Origin of the sequence: Lysobacter soli, from assembly GCF_003382285.1 — a bacterium.
GTDB lineage: Bacteria > Pseudomonadota > Gammaproteobacteria > Xanthomonadales > Xanthomonadaceae > Lysobacter_J > Lysobacter_J soli.
In genome coordinates this window covers 68323-88165 of sequence record NZ_QTJR01000002.1, presented here as the reverse complement: position 1 = coordinate 88165, position 19843 = coordinate 68323, and the positions used below count along the sequence as shown (strand labels likewise).

Below are 19843 nucleotides of genomic sequence, written 5' to 3'. Positions count from 1 at the left end.
GAGCGGCACCGATGCGCAATCGCACGAAGATCGTCCTGACCACGCTCGCACTGGCCTTGATGCCATGCGCTCACGCCGGTCACGGCCTTGAACGCCAGACCATCGCCCCCAACGACGGCTGGGCTTCGCAACCCACCGCCGCATTGCCGTACGGAACCACCGGCGGTTCCGCCGCGGACGAGGCGCACGTGTTCACCGTGTCCGACCGCAACGCGCTGGTCGCGGCGCTCAACTTCCCCGACGCCACGCCGAAGATCATCCGCATCGAAGGCATGATCGACGCGAACGTCGATGCGAACGGCCAACCGCTCACGTGCGACGACTACGCGCGCCCCGACCCGCAGACGGGCGAGCTGTACTCGCTGGACGCCTTCCTCGCTGCGTACGATCCGGCGACATGGGGCCGCGTGAATCCGAGCGGCCCGCAGGAGCGCGCACGCGCCGCATCCGCCGCCGCGCAGCAGGCGCGCGTGCGTATCCGCGTGCCGGCCAACACCACGATCATCGGCGTGAACCACGGCGACGGCCTGCGCGGCGCGTGGCTCGACATCCGTCCGAGTTCCACCAGCGGCAACCAGCCGATGAACGTCATCGTGCGCAACCTGTTGCTGGTCGACAGCGCCGACTGCTTCCCGCAGTGGTCCCCGACCGATGGCGCCGAGGGCAACTGGAACGCGCTGTACGACGCGATTTCCGTGCGCAACGCGACGCACGTGTGGATCGACCACAACGCGATGCTCGACGTCGCCACGCGCGACGAGGACGCGCCGACGTATTTCGGCCGGCTCTACCAGCGCCACGACGGACTGGTGGACGTCACCAACGAGTCCGACTTCGTCACGGTGTCATGGAACCTGATGGCCAACCACGACAAGGCGATGCTGATCGGCTCGTCCGACAGTGCCGTCGCCGACCGCGACAAGCTGCGCGTGACGCTGCATCACAACCTGTTCCACGATCTCGGCCAGCGCGTGCCGCGCGTGCGCTACGGCCAGGTGCACGTGTTCAACAACCAGTACACGCTCACCGACGAAGGCTCGCAGACCTACGCGTACAGCTGGGGCGTGGGCATCGAATCGAAGATCGTCGCGCAGAACAACCATTTCCTCGTGCCGTCGGCGGTGACGCCTGACCTGTTCGCCGAGCGTTTCAACGGCACGGCGCTGTTCGAGGAAGGCACGTTGCGCAATGGCGTGTCGCGGCACGCACGCGTGGACGTGGTCGATGCCTACAACGCGGTGAACACCGTTCCGCTGTCGCGCGATGTCGGCTGGACGCCGACGCTGTATCGCCGCATCGACCCGACGGTGGTCGTGCCGATCGCGGTGATCCTTGGTGCGGGGCCGTTCAAGTGACATCGAGTTCGACCTTCGCGCAGCGTCGTCGTCTTCTGCGCGCATCGATCGCCTCATCCGCTTTGCTGCTGCCCCCTCCCCTGCTTGCAGGGGAGGGCTTGGGAGGGCGAAGTCCCCCGCGGGAACCTTCGATGCCGTAGTCGGGCGAACGCCTTTCGACGACATCCCGATCTTCGCCAGCGTCGGAGCCGCCATCGCCGCCGCGCCCATCACGGGCGGCAAACCCTTCCGCATCCTCGTCACCCGCGGTCGCTGGCACGAGAAGCTGGTGGTCGACAAACCCGACATTCATCTCGTCGGCGAAGACCGCACGGCCAGCGTTCTGACGTTCGACGCCGCCGCCGGCATGCCGCGGCCCGACGGCGAGCCGTGGGGTACGTGGGGCTGCGCGAGCGTCACCATCCGTGCGCCCGGCTTCCGCGCGACGGAGCTCACCATCGAGAACGCGTTCGACTACGTCGGCAATCTCGCCACGCCGAAGTTCGAGCCCATCGGCCCGAACGGCGCGCAGGCGGTGGCGCTGATGCTGGACGCGGGTTCCGATCGCGCGATGTTCGAGCGCGTGAACTTCATCGGCCACCAGGACACGCTGTTCGTCGATGCAGGCCGGAGCTTCTTCCGCGATTGCCGCATCAGCGGCAGCGTCGATTTCATCTTCGGCGGCGGCAATGCGCTGTTCGAACAGTGCGAGCTGCACTCGCGCTTCCGACCCGGCAAGGAGCGGCAGGGTTATGTCGCCGTGCCGTGCACGCCGTCGGCGCAGGCGTATGGACTCACGTTCGTGCGATGTCGGCTGACGCGCGATGCCGCCATCCCCGACGGCAGCGTCGCGCTGGGCCGCGCGTGGCGACCGGGACGCACGTTTCCCGATGGCAAGTACGGCGACCCCGACGCCGTCGGCGCCGCGGTGTACCTCGACTGCTGGATGGATGCGCACGTCGATCCCCGCGGCTGGGACGAGATGGGCTACACCGCCCGCGACGGCAAGCGCGTGATGCTGCAGCCCGGCGACGCGCGGCTGTTCGAGCACGCAAGTGCGGGGCCGGGCGCACATCGCTCTGCTTCAAGGCGAACATTGCCGCGCGATCGCATCGCTGCGTATGCGCGCGAGCGCGTGCTCGACGGCTGGGTGCCGATCTGATCGACGCCGCGCGTTGGCGCGTCACCTTCGATCCCGCTGTCATCCCTCGTTTCACCGTCATCCCGGCGAAAGCCGGGATCCGGAACCGCACCGTCAAGCGAATCCCATGCCCAAAGTCGTCCACGCACTCGTACTGCTGCTCGCCCTCGCCGCCTCCGCACGCGCAGCGGAACCGCCCACGATCCATCTCGCCGGCGACTCCACCATGGCGATCAAACGCGCCGAGAAGCGGCCTGAAACCGGATGGGGCGAGTTCCTCGCGGAGCAGTTCGCACCCGGCGCGATCGCCGTCGACAATCGCGCGATGAACGGCCGCAGCACGCGCACGTTCATCGCCGAAGGCCGTTGGAGCGCGCTGCTGGAAGCGACGAGGCCGGGCGACATCGTGCTGATCCAGTTCGGCCACAACGATCAGTCGATCGAGAAACCCGACCGCTACACGCCGCCGGCCGATTACGTGCGCAACCTCGCGCGTTTCGTCGCCGACGTTCGCGCGCGGAACGCCACGCCCGTGCTGCTCACGCCGGTCGCACGACGCCGGTTCGACGAGGACGGACGCATCGTCGCAAGCCACGGCAAATATCCCGACCTCGTGCGTTCACTCGCCGCGCGTGAGCATGTCGCGCTGATCGACATGGAGCGCCGCAGTTCCGCCGTGCTCCAGGAAGCTGGCGTGGAGGGCTCGAAGGAGCTGTTCCTCTGGCTCGCGCCGGGCGAGCACGCGAACTACCCGCAAGGCGTGCAGGACAACACGCATTTCTCGCCGAAAGGTGCGGCGCGGATGGCGCGGGAGTTTGCGGCGGCGTTGCGGGAGTCGGGGGTGAAGGTATCGAAGCTCGACCGCGCGCCGTAGCAAGCCCCTCTCCCGCCTGCGGGAGAGGGGTGGGGGTGAGGGCCGAGCCGGCGCTACGGGCCTGGATCCCGGCTTTCGCCGGGATGACGGCTCTCCCTTGGGTCGGGGACAACGCAGACAACATCGACGCTGCGATGCTGCTCGCGCGAACGCCTACTTCAACGGCTCCCGCCGCGGCAGCGGCTTCAGCGGTTCCATCGTGTCCAGGTCCCAGTCCGCCGGCACGAACGCCTGCCGGGTTTCCTTCTGCACCGGATAGCCGCCTACCTGCTCCTGGCTGTCGATGATGCGGCCGCGACCTTCGATCGTGTCGGCGAGGATGCGGCGATCCACGTCGTCGCGATCCCAGGGCCGTGCGCCGGCATTCGCGATCACCGCGTCCTGCACCTGCGACGACGGCAACAGCGTCACACCGAACGGCAGCGCCGGCGCACGCTTCATCGCATCCACGCGTATCGGCGTGGTGGTGTAGCGACCCTGCTGTGGCAGCGGGTTGCCGATGCGGTCGACGGCGAGGTTGTCCTCGAAGAACACGTCCACGTCGCCCGACCCGCCCACTTCGAAGAACGCGACGTCCTCCGTCGAAATGCCCGCGCGCATCACGTTGCCGCGCGCGATGACCTGCCCGCGCGAATACGGATGGCCCAGCCATTCCTCGGCGATGAGGTTGTAGTGCACGGCGCGCTGGCCGGGGTCGTAGATCAGGTTGTTGATCACTTGGCCGCGCGCGCCGCCCTTGAACAGCGGGTTGCGTTCGTAGTTGTGCGCGTAGAGGTTGCCGACGATCAGCACGTCGTTGACGTGGTCGTGGATCAGCGAACCCTTGGAATGCTCGCCCTTCTTGTGCGTCGCGTTCGATAATCCCTCGGCGATGATGTTGTTGCTGTAGGTGATGCGGCGCGACGCCGCGTCCATCCATGCCTTCTCGTCCTCGCCGAAGAAACGCGTGCTGGAGGCGGACAGGTTTTCGTCCGTCGCCCACGTCAGCGAGCAGTGGTCGACGATCACGTCCTTCGCGCCGCGCACGGTGGTGATCGCGTCGATGTCGCCGGAGAACTTCGGCATGCCGCCATCGCCCGGGCGCATGCGGATGTGGCGCACCACGACGTCGTGCGTGGCGATGGTCAGCCCGCCCTTGATGAAGGTGATGCCCGGTTGCGGCGCGGTCTGCCCGGCGATGGTGAGGAAGGGCTCGGTGATGCGCAGCTCCTTCATGCCCAGGTCGATCACGCCGCCGACCTCGAACACGACGATGCGCGGCCCCTTCGTGGCGAGCGCTTCGGCGAACGATCCCGGCCCGTCGGCCGCGAGCGTGGTGACGCGCAGGATCTTGCCGCCGCGGCCGCCCGGCGTATGCGCCGCCCAGCCCTGGGCGCCGGGGAATGCGAGTGCGGGTGTCCCGGTGGACAAGGCATCAGGCCCGGCGGGGCCCGCCCAGACGCCTCCGACCGTGGTGGAAACCAGCAGCGCGGCCATCGCCAGCGCGCGCGCAAACCCGTGAATCCTGCCGTTCCGGCGCTGCATCCCCATCCGTCCCCTCCCCGAGCCGTGATCCGAGTGTAGACCCCGATTGTCAATGACACCGGTTTCCTATACAACATCCCGAACAGCCGAATCTCAGGGGATCGCCGTCGCATGGACAAACACGCGCCCGACGCGGGCAGTGACAGCGCAACGATCGCCCGGCGACTGGTCGATGCCCGCCGGAAGGCGCAGGCGCTTCCGGAATATCCCGGCGCGCTGCCCGCCAGCCTCGACGTGGGCTATGCGCGCCAGGACGCGGCGATCGCGCTGTGGGACCGCCCGGTCGTGGGCTGGAAGGTCGGCAAGATCCCGGCCGACTGGGAAGCGACGCTCGGCGAGGAACGCCTGGTCGGGCCGATCTTCGAAGGTGCGATCCAGTCGCCCTCACCGCGCGACGCGGCGACGTTCCCGGTGATTCCCGGCGGCTTCGCCGCGGTGGAGGCCGAGTTCGTGTTCCGCATCGCGCGCGACAGCGATCCCGGCAAGTTCGATTACTCCGCCGACGAAGCAGCCGGGCTCGTCGATGCGCTGCACGTGGGCATCGAGCTGGCCGGCAGTCCGCTGCCGCTGATCAACGTGCTCGGCCCGCCGGTGGTGGTGTCGGATTTCGGCAACAACACCGGGCTGGTGCTCGGCAACGAAATCACCGGCTGGCAGCGCCGCAGCGCGGAGGACCTCACCTGCGAGACCTTCATCGATGGCCACCTGGTCGGCGAAGGCGGCGCGGCCTCCATCGCCGGCGGCCTGCTCGCGGCGCTGGCGTTCGCGCTGTCGCGTTGCGCACGTCGCGGACATCCGCTCAAACGCGGCATGCTGGTGACGACGGGCGCGGCGACCGGCATCCACGACATCGTGGCCGGACAGCGCGCGCGCGTCAGTTTCGGCGAATGGGGCGAGATCCACTGCAACGCCATCGCCGCACAACCGCACGGGGAGCGCGCGTGACCGAAGCCGAACACGGAATGCATCGCCGCCGTTTCCTCGCCGGACTCACCGGCGCCTGCGCCGCGGGCGCGTTGCCGCAGGCGCTGCGCGCGGCCGAGCCGGCGCGCGTGCTCACCGCCACCGACGTGCACGTGAAGGATTACCCGACCGTGCAGGCCGTGCAGTGGATCGGCGAACAGCTCGAGCGCGAAACGAGCGGACGCGTGCGCATCCGCATGTACCACGCGGGCCAGCTCGGCCGCGAATCGGAAGCCATCGACATGGCGCGTTTCGGCGCCATCGCCATCACGCGCGTCTACACCGGTGCGCTGAACAACGCGTTTCCGCTCACGCAGGCGTTGTGCCTGCCGTATGTCTTCGATTCCACCGAGCACCTGCGGCGCGCGATCGACGGCAACGTCGGCGCGCAGGTGTTGCGCGGCTTCGAATCGCGCGGGCTCGTCGGCCTTGCCATCTACGACAGCGGTCCGCGCTGCTTCTACAACATCAAGCATCCCATCGTAGTACCGGGCGACCTGCACGGGTTGAAGATCCGCGTGCCGATGTCGGACATCTTCATCCGCATGCTGCGCCTGTTCGGCGCCAACCCGACGCCCTTGCCGCTGGGCGAGGTGTTCTCCGGCATGGAGACGCACATGATCGACGGCGCGGAGAACAACATCCGCAGCTTCCAGTCGAGCCGCCATTTCGAGGCCGCACGCTACTGGTCGCACAGCGATCATTCGTGGGCGCCGGACGTGCTGCTGATGTCGCGCAAGATCTTCGATTCCCTGGAAGCGCGCGATCGCGAGACGCTGCTGCGCCTGGCGCGCGAATCGGTGGGCGTGATGCGCACGCTGTGGGCGCAGCAGGAAGACGACGCGCGCCGCATCGTGAAGGACGCCGGTGTCGCGTTCAACGAATGCGACATCCCGTCGTTCCGCGCCGCCGCGCAGCCGTTGCTGGCGCATTACCGCGCGGACCCGGCCATCGACGCGCTGTACCGGCAGATCCGCGATCTCGCCTGAGGATTCCCATGGACGCCACCGTGACTCCGGTTCCGACTTCGATCCTGCAACGCACCTGCGAACGGCTGGCCGGCTGGACGATCGCGACGGCGGCGTTCGCGCTGCTGATGCTCGTGCTCGTGCAGGGCTGGCAGGTGATCGCGCGCTACGTGCTCAACGATTCGCCCAGCTGGACCGAGCCGGTCACACTGCTGATGCTCAGCACCGCGATGAGCATGGGCGCCGCCGCGGGCGTGCACACGCGCCGACACTTCGCGTTCTCGCTGCTCGCCGAAGCGCTCGGCCCGCGCGGCAGGCACGCGGCGCACCTGCTGCAATCGGCGGTGGTGGTGGTCATCGGGCTGATGCTCGCCTACTGGGGCGGCGTGCTGTTCGTCGACGGCGTGCACATCCCGACCGCGGGCGCACCGCTGCCGGAAAGCATCGACTACCTGCCGCTCGCCGTCGGCGGCGCGCTGATGGCGCTGTTCGCGATATCGCAGATGTTCCATGACACCCCGTCGGCGGAGGTCCACTGAATGGCGATCGCCCTGCTCTTCGTCGTCTTCGGCGTGATGCTCGTGCTGGGCGTGCCGGTGGCGTACGCGCTGGCCGCCGCCTCGCTGGCGACGCTGCTCTACCTGGACGTGCCCTCGATCGTGATGGTGCAGCAGGTCTCGGCCGGCTCGGGTTCGGCGAGCCTCATCGCCATTCCGCTCTTCATCTTCGCCGGCGAGATCATGATGCGCGGCGGCATTTCCGAACGCCTGATCAGCCTCGCCTCGTCGCTGGTGGGCCGCATGCGCGGCGGCCTCGGGCAGGTCAGCATCCTGTCGTCGCTGTTCTTCGGCGGCGTGTCGGGCTCGGCGCTGGCCGACGTGTCGGCCGTCGGCGGCACGATGATCCCGCAGATGGTGCAGCGCGGTTACGACCGCGACTTCGCCGTGAACGTGTGCATCACCGCCGCGCTGGTCGCGCTGCTGGTGCCGCCTTCGCACAACCTCATCCTGTATTCGGCCGCGGCCGGCGGCGGTCTGTCGATCGCCGACCTGTTCGCCGCCGGCATCGTGCCCGCGCTGCTGATGACGCTCGTGTTGATGGTCACCTGCTACGCGGTGGCGCGGCATCGCGGCTACGGCGTGGAAATCTTCCCCGGCTGGCGCGCCGTCGCGTTGCGCCTGGTGTCGGCGCTTCCGGGCCTGGGACTGGTCGCGCTGATCTTCGTCGGCATCCGCGCAGGCATCTTCACCGCGGTGGAGAGCGCGGCGATCGCGGTCGTCTACGCGCTGCTGGTCACCAGCGTGCTGTATCGGCAGATGCCATGGCGCGAATTCCTCGGCACCGTCGTGCACGCGGCGCGCAGTGCGGGCGCGATCCTGTTCGTGATCGCCACCGCCGCGGTGTTCGGTTGGTTGCTCGCGTACCTGCAGGTGCCGTCGGCCTCGGTGGATTTCCTCACCGGCCTGACGCAGGACCGCAACCTGATGTTGCTGCTGATGATCCTCGTGCTGCTGGTGCTGGGCACGTTCCTCGACCTCGCACCGATGATCCTCATCTGCACGCCGATCTTCCTGCCGGTGGCCCGGGCCATCGGCATCGATCCCGTGCATTTCGGCGTGATCCTGGTGCTGAAGGGCGGCCTGAGCCTCATCAGCCCGCCGCTGGGATCGGTGCTGTTCGTCGGCACGTCCATCGGCAAGATCAGCATCGGCCAGAGCATGCGCACGATCTGGCCGTTCTGGCTGGCGGGACTGGCGGTGCTGCTGGTGGTGGCCTTCGTGCCGGCACTGTCGCTGTGGTTGCCGGCGGTGCTCAAGGCCTGACGCGGCGTCCGCGCCTGTTTCGACGATGCATCGGTGCCGGATCGCATCGGGCGCGCGCACCCCGCTCGCGCCCCGCTAGAATCCGCCCATGACCGAACCCGCGCCGCGCACCCGCCGATCCCGCACCGCCTCGCCGCTGCCGGCGCCGGAGGACACCGGACTGACCGGCAAGGCGACGATCAACGACATCGCGCGGCTCACCGGCGTATCGAAGAAGACGGTCTCGCGGGTCATCAACAACTCGCCGCTGGTGCATCCGGAAACGCGCGAGAAAGTGCTCGCGCTGATGAAGCAGCTGGGCTACACGCCCGACCCGCAGGCGCGTGGCCTCGCGTTCCGGCGTTCGTTCCTGATCGGGCTGGTGTACGACAACCCGACCGCGCAGTACATCGTGAACATGCAGTACGGCGCGCTGGATGCGCTGCGCGATTCGGGTTACGAGCTGGTGGTGCACCCGTGCGATTCCTCGAAGGAGGACTACATCGAGGGCGTGCGCCGTTTCGTTCAGCAGCAGAAGCTGCATGGCGTGATCCTGATCCCGCGCGTGTCGGAAGACGAGCAGCTCGCCACCGCGCTGCGCGAGACCGGCGTGCGCTACGTGCGCATCGCCTCGGTGCCGATGGACGCGGCGACGCACATGCTGGTCACGCAGGACCGCCAGGCCAGCATGGAAGCGGCCAACTACGTCGAATCGCTGGGACATCGCACCATCGGGCTGATCACCGGTCCGCGCCGTTATCGCTCGACGATCGAACGCGGCGGCGGTTTCCTCGCCGGCCTCGACGCGCGCGGCATCGAGCTGTCGCCGGACTACATCTTCGAGGGCGGCTACACGTTCGACTCGGGCGTTGCGGGCGCGGAATACCTGCTCGCCAAGTCGCCGCGCCCGACGGCGATCTTCGCCTGCAACGACGAAATGGCCGCCGGCGTCTACAAGGCGGCGATGCGTCGCGGCCTGTCGATTCCCGGCGATCTGTCGGTCGTGGGCTTCGACGACAGCCCGCTCGCCGCGCAGCTGTGGCCGGCGCTGACCACCATCCATTCGCCCACGCGCGACGTCGGCCGCCAGGCGGCGCAGATGCTGCTGGGCGAGGAGCCGTCCGGCCCGCACGCGGTGAAGGAACCGCGCACCGTGAGCCCGCAGCTGGTCGTGCGGGATTCGACGCAGCGGCCGAAGGTGGGTTGAGGCCGACGCTCGCGCGCTCGGTGAGGCGCCCCGCGTTTAAGCCCCTCTCCCTGCGGGAGAGGGGTTGGGGTGAGGGTCGGGGCGTGAGGGCACGTTCGCGCTCGCGATGCCTGTTTCGACGTCCCGATCGAACGCCAGATGACTCCAGCTTTCGCTGAAATCGCACAGGGAACGCGCAGGCCATTTCTGCAGGCCCGCAGCGCACCCGGATTACGTCGCTGGCCATCCACCATGTCCATGGATTCCCGCCTACGCGGGAATTACGGGGTGATGGTTCGCCGTCCATGGGGTGCCCATAGGCCATCAGCCTGGGTCCCGGCTTTCGCCGGGATGACGTTCTTCGAAGGCATTCGGGTCGTTGGTGTTAATGCCGTTGGCTATCCCGCCCGGCGCACCAGCCTTTTGACACCGGTTACCAAAACCCCGCTATCATCCCCTCACCCGCCTGCCGCGCGACGTCCGCGACGGCCCGAACCACCGGAGAGGCCCGATGTTCCGCAAGACCTACCACGCCACCCACCCGGACATGATGGCCGGCGCCAGCAACGACCAGCTGCGCGAGCGCTACCTCATTGATGGCCTCTTCGTTCCCGGGCAGGTCGTCCTGAACTACTCGCACAACGAGCGCTTCGTCATCGGCGGCGCGGCGCCGACGACGACGCCGGTATCGCTCCCGGCGCAGACCGAACCGGCCTCCGCCGCGGGCAAGCCGTTCCTCGAACGCCGCGAGCTCGGCATCGTGAATGTCGGTGCCGGCACGGGCACGGTCACGGTCGACGGCACCTCGCACACGCTCGAACCGAAGGACGGCCTGTACGTGCCGATGGGCAGCGCCGATGTGACGTTCGCCTCGAACGACGCCGCCAATCCGGCGAAGTTCTACCTCGCATCCACGCCCGCGCACGCGCGTTTCGAAACGAAGCACATCTCCATCGCGCAGGCGGTTCCGTTGGAGCGCGGCGCGCTGGAAACTTCGAACGAACGCACGATCTACCAGTACATCGTCCCGGCGACGGTGAAGTCGTGCCAGCTGCTGCTCGGCCTGACGATCCTCAAGCCCGGCAGCGTGTGGAACACCATGCCGCCGCACCTGCACGACCGCCGCTCGGAGGTCTATTTCTACTTCGACCTCGCTGACCAGCGCGTCATGCATTTCATGGGCGATCCGGCCGACATGCGCCACCTGGTCATCGCGAACGACGAAGCCGTCGTGTCGCCGCCTTGGTCGATCCACATGGGCTCGGGCACGAAGAACTACTGCTTCATCTGGGCGATGGGCGGCGAGAACCTCGACTACACCGACATGAACCAGCTGGACATCTGCCAGCTCAAGTAAGCGCGCGGACGCATCCGCACACGAAACCAAGGGGAAGGCACCATGTCCAATCCGTTCAGTCTCGAAGGCAAGGTCGCGCTGGTCACCGGCGCCAACACGGGCCTCGGCCAGGGCATCGCGGTGGCGCTCGCCGAAGCGGGCGCCGACATCGCCGCCGCCGGCATCCAGGCGCCGCTCGAGACCGAGGAGAAAGTGCGCGCGCTCGGCCGCCGCTTCGTGTCGATCGAAGCGAACCTGTCGAGCGTGGAGCCGATCGAGCGCGTCGTGCGCGAGACGCTCGACGGTCTAGGCGGGCTGCACGTCCTGGTGAACAACGCCGGCCTGATCCGCCGTGCCGATGCGGTGGATTTCACCGAGAAGGACTGGGACGACGTGATGAACGTGAACATCAAGGGCGCGTTCTTCATGGCGCAGGCGGCCGGCCGGCACATGATCGCGAACGGCGGCGGCAAGATCGTCAACATCGCCTCGATGCTGTCGTTCCAGGGCGGCATCCGCGTGCCGTCGTACACCGCGAGCAAGAGCGGCATCGCCGGCATCACGCGCCTGCTCGCCAACGAATGGGCGAACAAGGGCATCAACGTCAACGCGATCGCGCCCGGCTACATGGCGACCGACAACACCGCGCAGCTGCGCGCGGATGAAGCGCGCAGCGCCGCGATCCTCGACCGCATCCCCGCGGGCCGCTGGGGCGATCCTTCCGATCTCGGCGGCGCGGCCGTGTTCCTCGCATCGCGTGCGTCGGATTACGTGAATGGCGCGATCCTGCCGGTGGATGGTGGTTGGCTGGCGCGGTGATGGCGATTGCGTTGGAGCGCTGACGCTTCGAGCCCCTCTCCCACCGGGAGAGGGGTTGGGGTGAGGGGTAACGAAGCGATGGCGGTGAACTTGGATTGCCGCACCGCGCTGCGGTGGTGCTTCAGGAAGCAGGCGCAAGATCAAGATGGATTCCAGCTTTCGCTGGAATGACGACGTGACGATTTATCGACTGGGAGTACCCGGCTGCTACGGGCCTGGGTCCCGGCCTTCGCCGGGATGACGACAGAGGGAGGATGACGTGAGCCCATTCCGCTTCATCGCTTTCACGCTGATCAGCGCGGCACTCTCCACGGCCCACGCCGCCGAGCCCCGCCGCGACTCGTACGTCGAGAACGCGCGCGATATCGCCGTCCAGCAGCCCGGTCCACACGAAGGCAAGGGCACGACCACGGCCTATCCCTTCTTCGAGCAGGCCGAAGGCTTCGACATCGTCTTCCGTCAGCGCGCACTCCATCCGGGCGCGACCATCGGCGAGCATCGCAACGACAAGGACGAGATCTACTACGTGCTGTCCGGTCGCGGCGAACTGATGCTCGACGGAAAGCGCCGCGACGTCGGACCCGGAAACGCGATTCTCACGCGCGATGGCAGCACGCATGCGCTTGCGCAGCGCGGCGAGGAGGACCTCGTCATCATCGTCGTCTACCGCAAGCGCGCGCAGCGCTGACGCGGTGAAGGATCCGTGACGCGCGGCGCGCGTGCATGAATGAAGGCGGCCTTCATTCGCCCCGTCTTAACCGCGCGCATCCGAGCATGGGCCATCGTCCAGTGAAGGGAGCACGCCGATGGCAGACAGCAAGCGCGAACTCATCGCCCCCAACGGCGACAAGCGTTACGTGCGTCGCGACGAGAAGGGCCGCTTCAAGGAGTCCGACGACGTAAGTCGTTCGTTGTCGCAGGACCAGAAGCGTCAATCGCAGCACGAGTCGAAGCCGGGCCAGGGCGATCGCGGCGATCGCAAGCACTGAGGACGGCGCGATGAACTCACGCCAGATCTTCATCGCGATGGCGATCATCCTCGCCGTCGCGATCATCGGTTACATGTACCTGCACAGTCGCGAAGCGGCGCCGCTGCAGGATCCGTCGCCCGATGCGACCAGTGCGCTCTACCTCCACGACGTAGCCGGTCGCGCCTAGATCGCGACACGCCGGCCGATCTCGATCAGCCGGTTGTCCGGTATCTGGAAGAACGAGGTCGCCGGCAGCGCGTTGCGCGTGAGCAGCGCGAACAGCTGGTCGCGCCACAGCGCCATGCCGGTGCGATCGCCCGCGATGACGTCCTCGCGGCTGGTGAAGAACGTCGTCTCCATCAGATCGAAGTCGAGTCCCTGCTCGCCGCACGCTTCCAATGCGGCGGGCACGTCCGGTGTTTCCGCGAAGCCGAAGCGTGCGCAGATGCGGTGGAAGTCCGCATCGTGCGCGTCGATGCGCACGCGCTCGCGTGCATAGGGTTCGTCAAGGATTTCCACCGTCAGCAACGCATTGCGCTCGTGCAGTACGCGGTTGTGCTTGAGATTGTGCAGCAGCGCCTGCGGTGCATATTCCGGATCGTTCGTCAGGAACAGCGCCGTGCCCGCCACGCGCGTGGGCGGGTGGTCGCGCAGCGAGACCAGGCACGGACGCAGCGGCAGGCTGTCGCGCCGGTTGCGCTGCGTGAGGAGTTCGCGCCCTCGGCGCCAAGTCGTCATCACTACCAGCGCAAGCGCGCCCAGCAGCAGCGGGAACCAGCCGCCGCTGCGCAGCTTCATCAGGTTCGCGCCGAAGAACGCCAGGTCGATCGCCAGCATCGCCAGTCCCAGCGGCACGACGACCGGCCATCCCCATCCCCACACGCGTCGCATCACCACGACGATGAGGATGGTCGTCGTCAGCATGGTGCCGCTCACCGCGATGCCGAACGCCGCGGCCAGCGCCCCGGACGAGCGGAATCCCAGCATCGCGGCGAGCACCAGCAACAGCAGCAGCCCCGACACCAGCGGCAGGTAGATCTGTCCGCGCACGCGGGAGGACGTATGCAGCACGCGCATGCGCGGCAGGTAGCCGAGCTGGATGCACGCACGGACCATCGAGTACGCGCCGGCGATGACCGCCTGCGATGCGATCACCGTCGCCGCGGTGGCGAGCCCGATCATCGGGAACAACGCCCAGTGCGGCACCGTTCGATAGAACGGCCGCGTGGCCGCAGTGGGATCGAGCAGCAGCACCGCGCCCTGGCCGAAGCAGCTCAGCAGCAGGCATGGCAGCGCGGTAGTCGTCCACGCCAGGCGGATCGGCCGCGCGCCGAAATGCCCCAGGTCCGCGTACAGCGCTTCGGCGCCCGTCAGCACCAGCACGGTCGCGCCCAGCGTCGTGAGCCCGGCGAAGCCGTTGCGCGCGAAGAACGACCACGCATGCAGCGGGTTCATTGCCGACAGGATCTGCGGTTGTCGCATCATCGCGAAGAAGCCGAGCACGCCGGCGGCAAGCAGCCACGACAGCATCACCGGACCGAACCATCCGCCGACGCGCGCACTACCGAACCGTTGCAGCGCGAACAGGCCGACGACGATCGCGATGCTCAGCGGCAACACCCACGGCGCCAGCGCCGGCGCCGCGATCTCCAACCCTTCCACCGCCGACAGCACCGATACCGCCGGCGTGATCACGCTGTCACCGAAGAACATCGCGGCGCCGGTGAGACCGGCGAGCACGACCCAATGGCGCCGCCGCGGCCGCTCCATCAGCGACGAACGCGCCAGCGCCAGCAGCGCCATGATGCCGCCCTCGCCCTTGTTGTCCGCGCGCATGATCAACAGCACGTACTTGAGCGACACCACGCCCACGAGCGCCCAGAACGCGAGCGACACCACGCCGATCACGTTCGCCGGCGTCGGCCGCACGCCATGCGAACCGAAGGCCTCCTGCAGCGAGTACAGCGGACTGGTCGCGAGATCGCCGAACACCACGCCCAGCGCGGCGAGCATGAGCCCGGGCAATGCGGGCGACGCCTTTCTGTCGGCGCTGATGTGTTCGTCGTTCCGCATCGATCCGCACGCGACGGGCCCGATGCCAGTACAACGAAACCGGGGTGACGGGAGGGCGTGCGGACTGAACGGTGTGGGTGCGTGTGGATGACGCCGCTTCGGGGTGCGCTGGTCTCAGTGGCCTCGCCGCCGCCCCCCTGTTGCCCGTCATTCCCGCGAACGCGGGAATCCAGCGACTTCTCTTACAACCGGACGCGTCCGGCTGAAGGCGCTGGATCCCCGCGTTCGCGGGGATGACGACGAGGGGTCGCGATGCACTGCTCACTTCCCGCGTTTCGCATCAACGGATGACGCGTCCAGACCTTGGCGCGCTCAGCCGCCCGCCTCTTCGCCCTTGTCCTTGGCACCACCACCGGCATTACGCGCCTCGCTGCGCCGACGCAGCATCTCGCCCGCTTCCTCCGACACCGAACGCAGATGGATGTCCTGCTGCGGGAACGGCATTTCGATGCCCGCTTCGTTCAGCGCCGCGTAGATGCGCGTGACCAGATCGCTTCGGATCGACGCGGAGTTGTCGTAGTCGTATGTCCACGCGCGCAGGCCGAAGTTCAGCGCGCTCGCGCCGAAGCCCAGGAACAGCACCGCCGGCTCGGGGTTCGACACGATGCCCGTCGTCTGCAGCGCCGTCTTCTGCAACAGCGCGGTCAGTTGCGCGGGATCGGAGCCGTAGGCCACGCCGATGTCGATGTCGAGCCGGCGATTGCGGTCCAGCAGCGTCCAGTTGGTCAGCTTCTCCGACAGCAGCGTGCCGTTGGGCACCACGACGTCGGCGCCGTCGAAGGTCTTGATGGTCGTGGCGCGCATGCCGATCTCGCGCACGCGGCCGGACGTGCCGGTGATTTCGACCACGTCGCCCGGCTGGATCGGCCGCTCGAACATCAGGATCAGGCCCGAGACGAAGTTGTTCACCACGTTCTGCAGGCCGAAGCCGATGCCCACGCCGAGCGCGCCGAAGATGAACGCCAGTTGCGTCATCTTGAAGCCCGCCGCCGTCAGCGCGACCAGCGCGCCGATCAGCAGCACCGCGTAATAGGTCAGCGACGCGACCGAGTTACCCACGCCGCGCGGCAGCGACATGCGCGTGAGCACTTCCTCCTGCAGCAGGTAGCGCGTCGCCTTCGCCGCCCAGAACGCGACGTAGATCGACACGAAGAACACCAGCACGTGGCCGAGGCTGATGGCGATTTCGCCGATCTGCAGCGTGTGCGTGAGGATCGTCTCGAAGAACGCGTACACCGGCCGGAACACGCGGAACCGGTTCATGGTGAACACGACCCAGCCGATCACCGCGGCCAGCGTCAGCAGGCGCACGATCAGCGTCAGCAACGGCGTGGCGTGTTCGCGCACCACGCGCAGGCGCGCGTCGCCACCGCGCGCCAACAGCAGATGCAGCAGCGCGACCGCGACCGTCATGCCCGCGAAAAGCACCAGGCCGAAGTAGCCGCTGTCGATGACGGCGCTGTTGAGCATCTCCGCCAGCGACACGTTGCCGACCACGTTGGAGACGATCGACACCAGCAACACCGCCACGCTCACCCATGCGGCGATGTGCACGGCGCGCCCGTAGCGGCCTTCCAGCCCCGAATGCTGCTGCCGACGCGCGCGCCACAGCAGGCCCAGCGTGAGCAGCAGCGCCAGCGTCGCCAGCACCAGGTGGTACCAGCGGTACACCAGCGCGTTGGCGAGGAAGAAGAACGCGATGCGTTCGAGCAGGTAAAGCGCCGTGGCGACGTAAGGCCAGTGGCCGAGCAGCCGCTCGCTCTGCGGCGGCAGCAGGCGAAGCACGGGCACCAGCGCGACCAGCATCGCGAACTGGTGCGCCAGCAGCGGCGCGTCCGGCTCGAACGCGAGCACGCCCATCATCGACAGCAGCAGCCACGAGGAGATCGGCCGCTGCAGCACGCGCGTGGTCGCATCGATCGGCTCGGGCTCGGCGCCGGCCTTCATCGCCTCGCGACGCGCACGCCGTGCGCGCCACGACAGCAGCAACAGCACCGGCAGCAGCAGGACCTGCAGCACGTGCAGCGCCCGCTGGTTGCCGAAATCGGAAGCCGTATATTCGGTGAGGAAGCGCGCCTCGATGCCGATGCCGTTCTTGATCGACGTCATCGCGTCGTTCGGATCGCTGTCGGCCTGTCGTGCGCGCCATAGTGGCGGCGAGTCGAGGCGGATCAGCCGGCTGTCGATGAACTCGATCGCCTCCGACACCGAGCGCAGGCCGACCTGGATGCGTGCATCCACCAGGTTCGCGCGGCGGCCGAGCGCGATCTGCCGCGCCAGCGGCTTCGACAGCGCCTGTTCGGCTTCCTTCATCTGCGCGACCAGCGCATCGACGCGACTGGACAGCGCCGCCGGCATGTTGCCGCCGCGCGCGATCACCTGCGTCGCTTCCCAATCGGCGCGACGCTGCGCGAGTTGCGACGCGCTCTGCGCGTACGGCGCCATGGCCGTGCGCATGTTCTCCTGCCAGCGCGCAAAACGGCGCGCATCGAACTTCCAGTGGCGTTCGAAACTCTCCAGCCGCATCACCGGCAGTTCGCGCAGTTCGGCGGCGCGGAACATCTTCGCCTTCTCGTCGACGGACTTCGCGATGGCATCGAGTTCCGGCGCGAGATGTTCGGTCGGATCCTCCTCGCTCGCGCGCAGGATGATCGCCTCGGCGAAGCGCTCGTCCGAATCGGCGCGCAGCGGGATGTCGGCAACCGGGATCGCCACCGGCGCCTTCGGCGCGTCGGGCGTCGCCGTGGGCGTCTCGATGACGGTTTTGGTCTGCGCGAAGGCCGGCGCGGCCGCGATCGACAGCCACAGCAACGCACACAGCCAGCCCGTGAATCGACGCATCGCACGCACTCCGGTGTTCCAGGCGGGAGTCTAGGGGAATTCGACGCAGCGCGCGCCGAGGCGCGGCCACGTGTCGAGGCCGCGCTTCTTCACGCCTTCGAGGCGATGCGTTACCTGCGCTGCGTCGCGATCCAGTCGTCCACCGACGCTTCCAGCACCGCCAGCGGAACCGCGCCGTTGCCGAGCACGAGGTCGTGGAAGGCGCGGATGTCGAAGCGGTCGCCCAGGGCGGTGCGCGCACGTTCGCGCAACTCGACGAACTTCAGGTGACCGATCTTGTACGAGCACGCCTGCCCCGGCTGCACGAGGTAGCGGAAGACTTCCGACCGCACTTCCGATTCCGGCATGCCGGTGTGTGCGCGCATGTAGTCGATCGCCTGCTGCGGCGTCCAGCGCTTGCGGTGCAGGCCGGTGTCGACGACCAGCCGCACGGAGCGGAACAGCTCCGCGCGCAGGCGTCCCAGGTCGCCCCACGGATCGTCCCGGTACAGGCCCATCTCGGAGGCGAGCTGCTCGGCGTACAGCGCCCAGCCTTCGGTGAACGCGCTCGGGTTGAGGCTGCGACGCAGCATCGGCAGGTCGGTCAGCGTCTGCGCGATGGAGATCTGGAAATGATGGCCCGGCGAGCCCTCGTGGTAGGTCAGCGTCGGCAGGCTCCAGCGCGTGTTCGCCTTCAGGTTGCCGAAATTGACGAAGAAGATGCCCGGCCGCGAGCCGTCCATCGCCGGCTGGATGTAGTACGCGCCCGGCGCGTTCGCCTCGGCTTCCTTCGGCACGGCACGAACGTCGAGCGGCTGCGGCGGCGTGCGCCCGAAATACGCCGGCACATGCGGATCGAGCTTCGCGAGGTTGCGGCGGATGTCGGCGATCAGTTCCGCGTGCCCGGCCTCGGTGTCGTCGTATTGGAAGCGCGGGTCCGTCACCAGAGCGGACATGCGCTCGCCGACGCTGCCTTCGGTGCGGCCCTGTGCGCGAAGCCGCGCGTCCATCTCCCGTTCGATGCGCGCCACTTCGTCCACGCCCATCTGGTGGATGCGGTCGGCGTCGAGGTTGGTGCTGGTGTTCCAGCGCAGCGAGGCGTCGTAAAAGGCCTTGCCGTCCGGCAGCGCCCACATGCCGTGGTCGCCCGGCTTCTTCGCGATTTCCTCGTTTAGCCGCGCAAGCAGGCGCGCATAGGCGGGATTCGCGTCGACGCGCACGGCCTCGACGGCCTGCGCGAGGAGTTCATCGCGACGCTTCGCCGGAAGCGCCTTCACCGCGGCGAGCTTGCGTTCGAACGAGGTCACCAGCGGGCTCCGCGCCGGATCGCGCGAGACCAGCATGCGGATCTGCGACGCCGCGCCTTCCATCGCCGTCTGCGGCGGCAGCACGCCCTGCTTCGCCTGCAGGTCGAAGTTCGCGCGCACCTGGTCGATCTTCGTCGCCACCGCATGCAGGCGCGACACGTACGACACCGCGCCTGCCTCGTCGCGCACCGCGTGCTGGTTCTCGAGGAAGCCGGGCAGCGAGACCGGAATGCTGAAGAGCTGGTCCACCGCGTAGGTCGACGCGCCTGCGGGCATCCACGCCGGCGCCCAGTCGGGCTTCAGCAGGTCGATCTGCGTGCGGTAGAACCACACGACCAGGCCGTAGTTCCAGCGATCCTGCCCGGTGAGCCTGGCGGGATCAACGCGCATCACCTCGTCGAGGTTGTGCTGCATGCGCGCACGAAGCTCGGCCCGGCGCGGGAGGCCGACGTCGGTCAGCTGGCCCGACAGGTCGATGCCGTCGCCGGACATGCCCAGCAGCGTGCGCAGCTCCGGGTTCTGACGGACTTCCTCCATCGTCTGCCGGTCGATCATGGCGCGCAGGTCATCGGGCGATTCGGCGGCGACGGCGGATGCCGCGATGCCGAGTACGGCGGCGAGCACGAGCGTAAGGACACTGCGGGGCATGCGGACTCCTGTTTCGCAAGGGCGGCCCGAAGCGGCCGCTTCGGCGAGGGCGACATCGTGGGTGCGAATCGCCCTGC

At 68.0% G+C, this 19843-nt stretch carries 17 protein-coding genes; 13 read left to right on the top strand and 4 right to left on the bottom strand.

Features of this window, described 5'->3' with window-relative positions:
- Positions 1-11 precede the first annotated feature (11 nt).
- The 3 genes from DX912_RS03645 (at position 12) to DX912_RS03635 (ending at position 3349) form a co-directional block, all read left to right on the top strand.
- Positions 12-1355 carry a pectate lyase family protein gene (locus DX912_RS03645; protein ID WP_115841124.1) on the top strand — a complete coding sequence of 448 codons (1344 nt, stop codon included), beginning with the start codon at positions 12-14 and terminating at the stop codon, positions 1353-1355.
- The gene (locus tag DX912_RS03640) at positions 1336-2496 is read left to right on the top strand and encodes a pectinesterase family protein (RefSeq protein ID WP_181902697.1); all 1161 of its coding nucleotides are present in this window, start codon (positions 1336-1338) and stop codon (positions 2494-2496) included. Before DX912_RS03645 ends, DX912_RS03640 begins: the two co-directional genes overlap by 20 nt.
- A gap of 106 nt (positions 2497-2602) precedes the next feature.
- Entirely contained in the window at positions 2603-3349 is a 747-nt protein-coding gene (locus DX912_RS03635) for a rhamnogalacturonan acetylesterase (protein WP_115841122.1), read from the top strand.
- 153 nt (positions 3350-3502) lie between these two features.
- On the opposite strand, the gene DX912_RS03630 is transcribed toward DX912_RS03635, so the two are convergent.
- Positions 3503-4759 carry a pectate lyase family protein gene (locus DX912_RS03630; RefSeq protein WP_147298553.1) on the bottom strand — a complete coding sequence of 419 codons (1257 nt, stop codon included), beginning with the start codon at positions 4757-4759 and terminating at the stop codon, positions 3503-3505.
- A gap of 225 nt (positions 4760-4984) precedes the next feature.
- Between DX912_RS03630 and DX912_RS03625 the strand changes: the two genes are divergently transcribed.
- From DX912_RS03625 to DX912_RS18305, 10 genes are all read left to right on the top strand, one after another.
- Positions 4985-5818, top strand: coding sequence for a 2-keto-4-pentenoate hydratase (locus DX912_RS03625; protein WP_115841120.1), 834 nt, complete (start codon positions 4985-4987; stop codon positions 5816-5818).
- Between the two features lie 17 nt (positions 5819-5835).
- A complete protein-coding gene (locus DX912_RS03620) occupies positions 5836-6825 on the top strand; it encodes a TRAP transporter substrate-binding protein (protein WP_115841475.1) in 990 nt (329 codons plus the stop codon).
- An 8-nt stretch (positions 6826-6833) separates the two neighbouring features.
- Positions 6834-7343: a TRAP transporter small permease gene (locus DX912_RS03615; protein WP_115841119.1), complete on the top strand. Its 510-nt coding sequence runs from the start codon at positions 6834-6836 to the stop codon at positions 7341-7343.
- Positions 7344-8627 (top strand): TRAP transporter large permease, encoded by a 1284-nt coding sequence (locus DX912_RS03610; protein WP_115841118.1) that lies wholly within the window; start codon positions 7344-7346, stop codon positions 8625-8627.
- A gap of 88 nt (positions 8628-8715) precedes the next feature.
- Positions 8716-9813 carry a LacI family DNA-binding transcriptional regulator gene (locus DX912_RS03605; protein WP_115841117.1) on the top strand — a complete coding sequence of 366 codons (1098 nt, stop codon included), beginning with the start codon at positions 8716-8718 and terminating at the stop codon, positions 9811-9813.
- A 490-nt stretch (positions 9814-10303) separates the two neighbouring features.
- Positions 10304-11149, top strand: a complete 846-nt coding sequence (gene kduI / locus DX912_RS03600; protein ID WP_115841116.1) for a 5-dehydro-4-deoxy-D-glucuronate isomerase — start codon at positions 10304-10306, stop codon at positions 11147-11149.
- 42 nt (positions 11150-11191) lie between these two features.
- Positions 11192-11947 carry a 2-dehydro-3-deoxy-D-gluconate 5-dehydrogenase KduD gene (gene kduD, locus DX912_RS03595; protein ID WP_115841115.1) on the top strand — a complete coding sequence of 252 codons (756 nt, stop codon included), beginning with the start codon at positions 11192-11194 and terminating at the stop codon, positions 11945-11947.
- Positions 11948-12206: 259 nt separating this feature from the next.
- Positions 12207-12635 carry a cupin domain-containing protein gene (locus DX912_RS03590; RefSeq protein WP_115841114.1) on the top strand — a complete coding sequence of 143 codons (429 nt, stop codon included), beginning with the start codon at positions 12207-12209 and terminating at the stop codon, positions 12633-12635.
- Positions 12636-12753: 118 nt separating this feature from the next.
- Complete coding sequence (locus tag DX912_RS03585) at positions 12754-12936, top strand: hypothetical protein (RefSeq protein WP_115841113.1); 183 nt, start codon at positions 12754-12756, stop codon at positions 12934-12936.
- Between the two features lie 10 nt (positions 12937-12946).
- Entirely contained in the window at positions 12947-13105 is a 159-nt protein-coding gene (locus tag DX912_RS18305; protein ID WP_157029060.1) for a hypothetical protein, read from the top strand.
- Here DX912_RS18305 and DX912_RS03580 read toward each other — a convergent pair.
- The 3 genes from DX912_RS03580 to DX912_RS03570 form a co-directional block, all read right to left on the bottom strand.
- Complete coding sequence (locus DX912_RS03580) at positions 13102-14991, bottom strand: potassium transporter Kup (RefSeq protein WP_115841112.1); 1890 nt, start codon at positions 14989-14991, stop codon at positions 13102-13104. The genes DX912_RS18305 and DX912_RS03580 overlap by 4 nt on opposite strands.
- A 312-nt stretch (positions 14992-15303) precedes the next feature.
- A complete protein-coding gene (locus DX912_RS03575; RefSeq protein ID WP_115841111.1) occupies positions 15304-17832 on the bottom strand; it encodes a mechanosensitive ion channel family protein in 2529 nt (842 codons plus the stop codon).
- 110 nt (positions 17833-17942) lie between these two features.
- On the bottom strand, positions 17943-19766 hold the full coding sequence (locus DX912_RS03570; protein WP_115841110.1) for a DUF885 domain-containing protein: 1824 nt from the start codon (positions 19764-19766) through the stop codon (positions 17943-17945).
- Positions 19767-19843 lie beyond the last annotated feature (77 nt).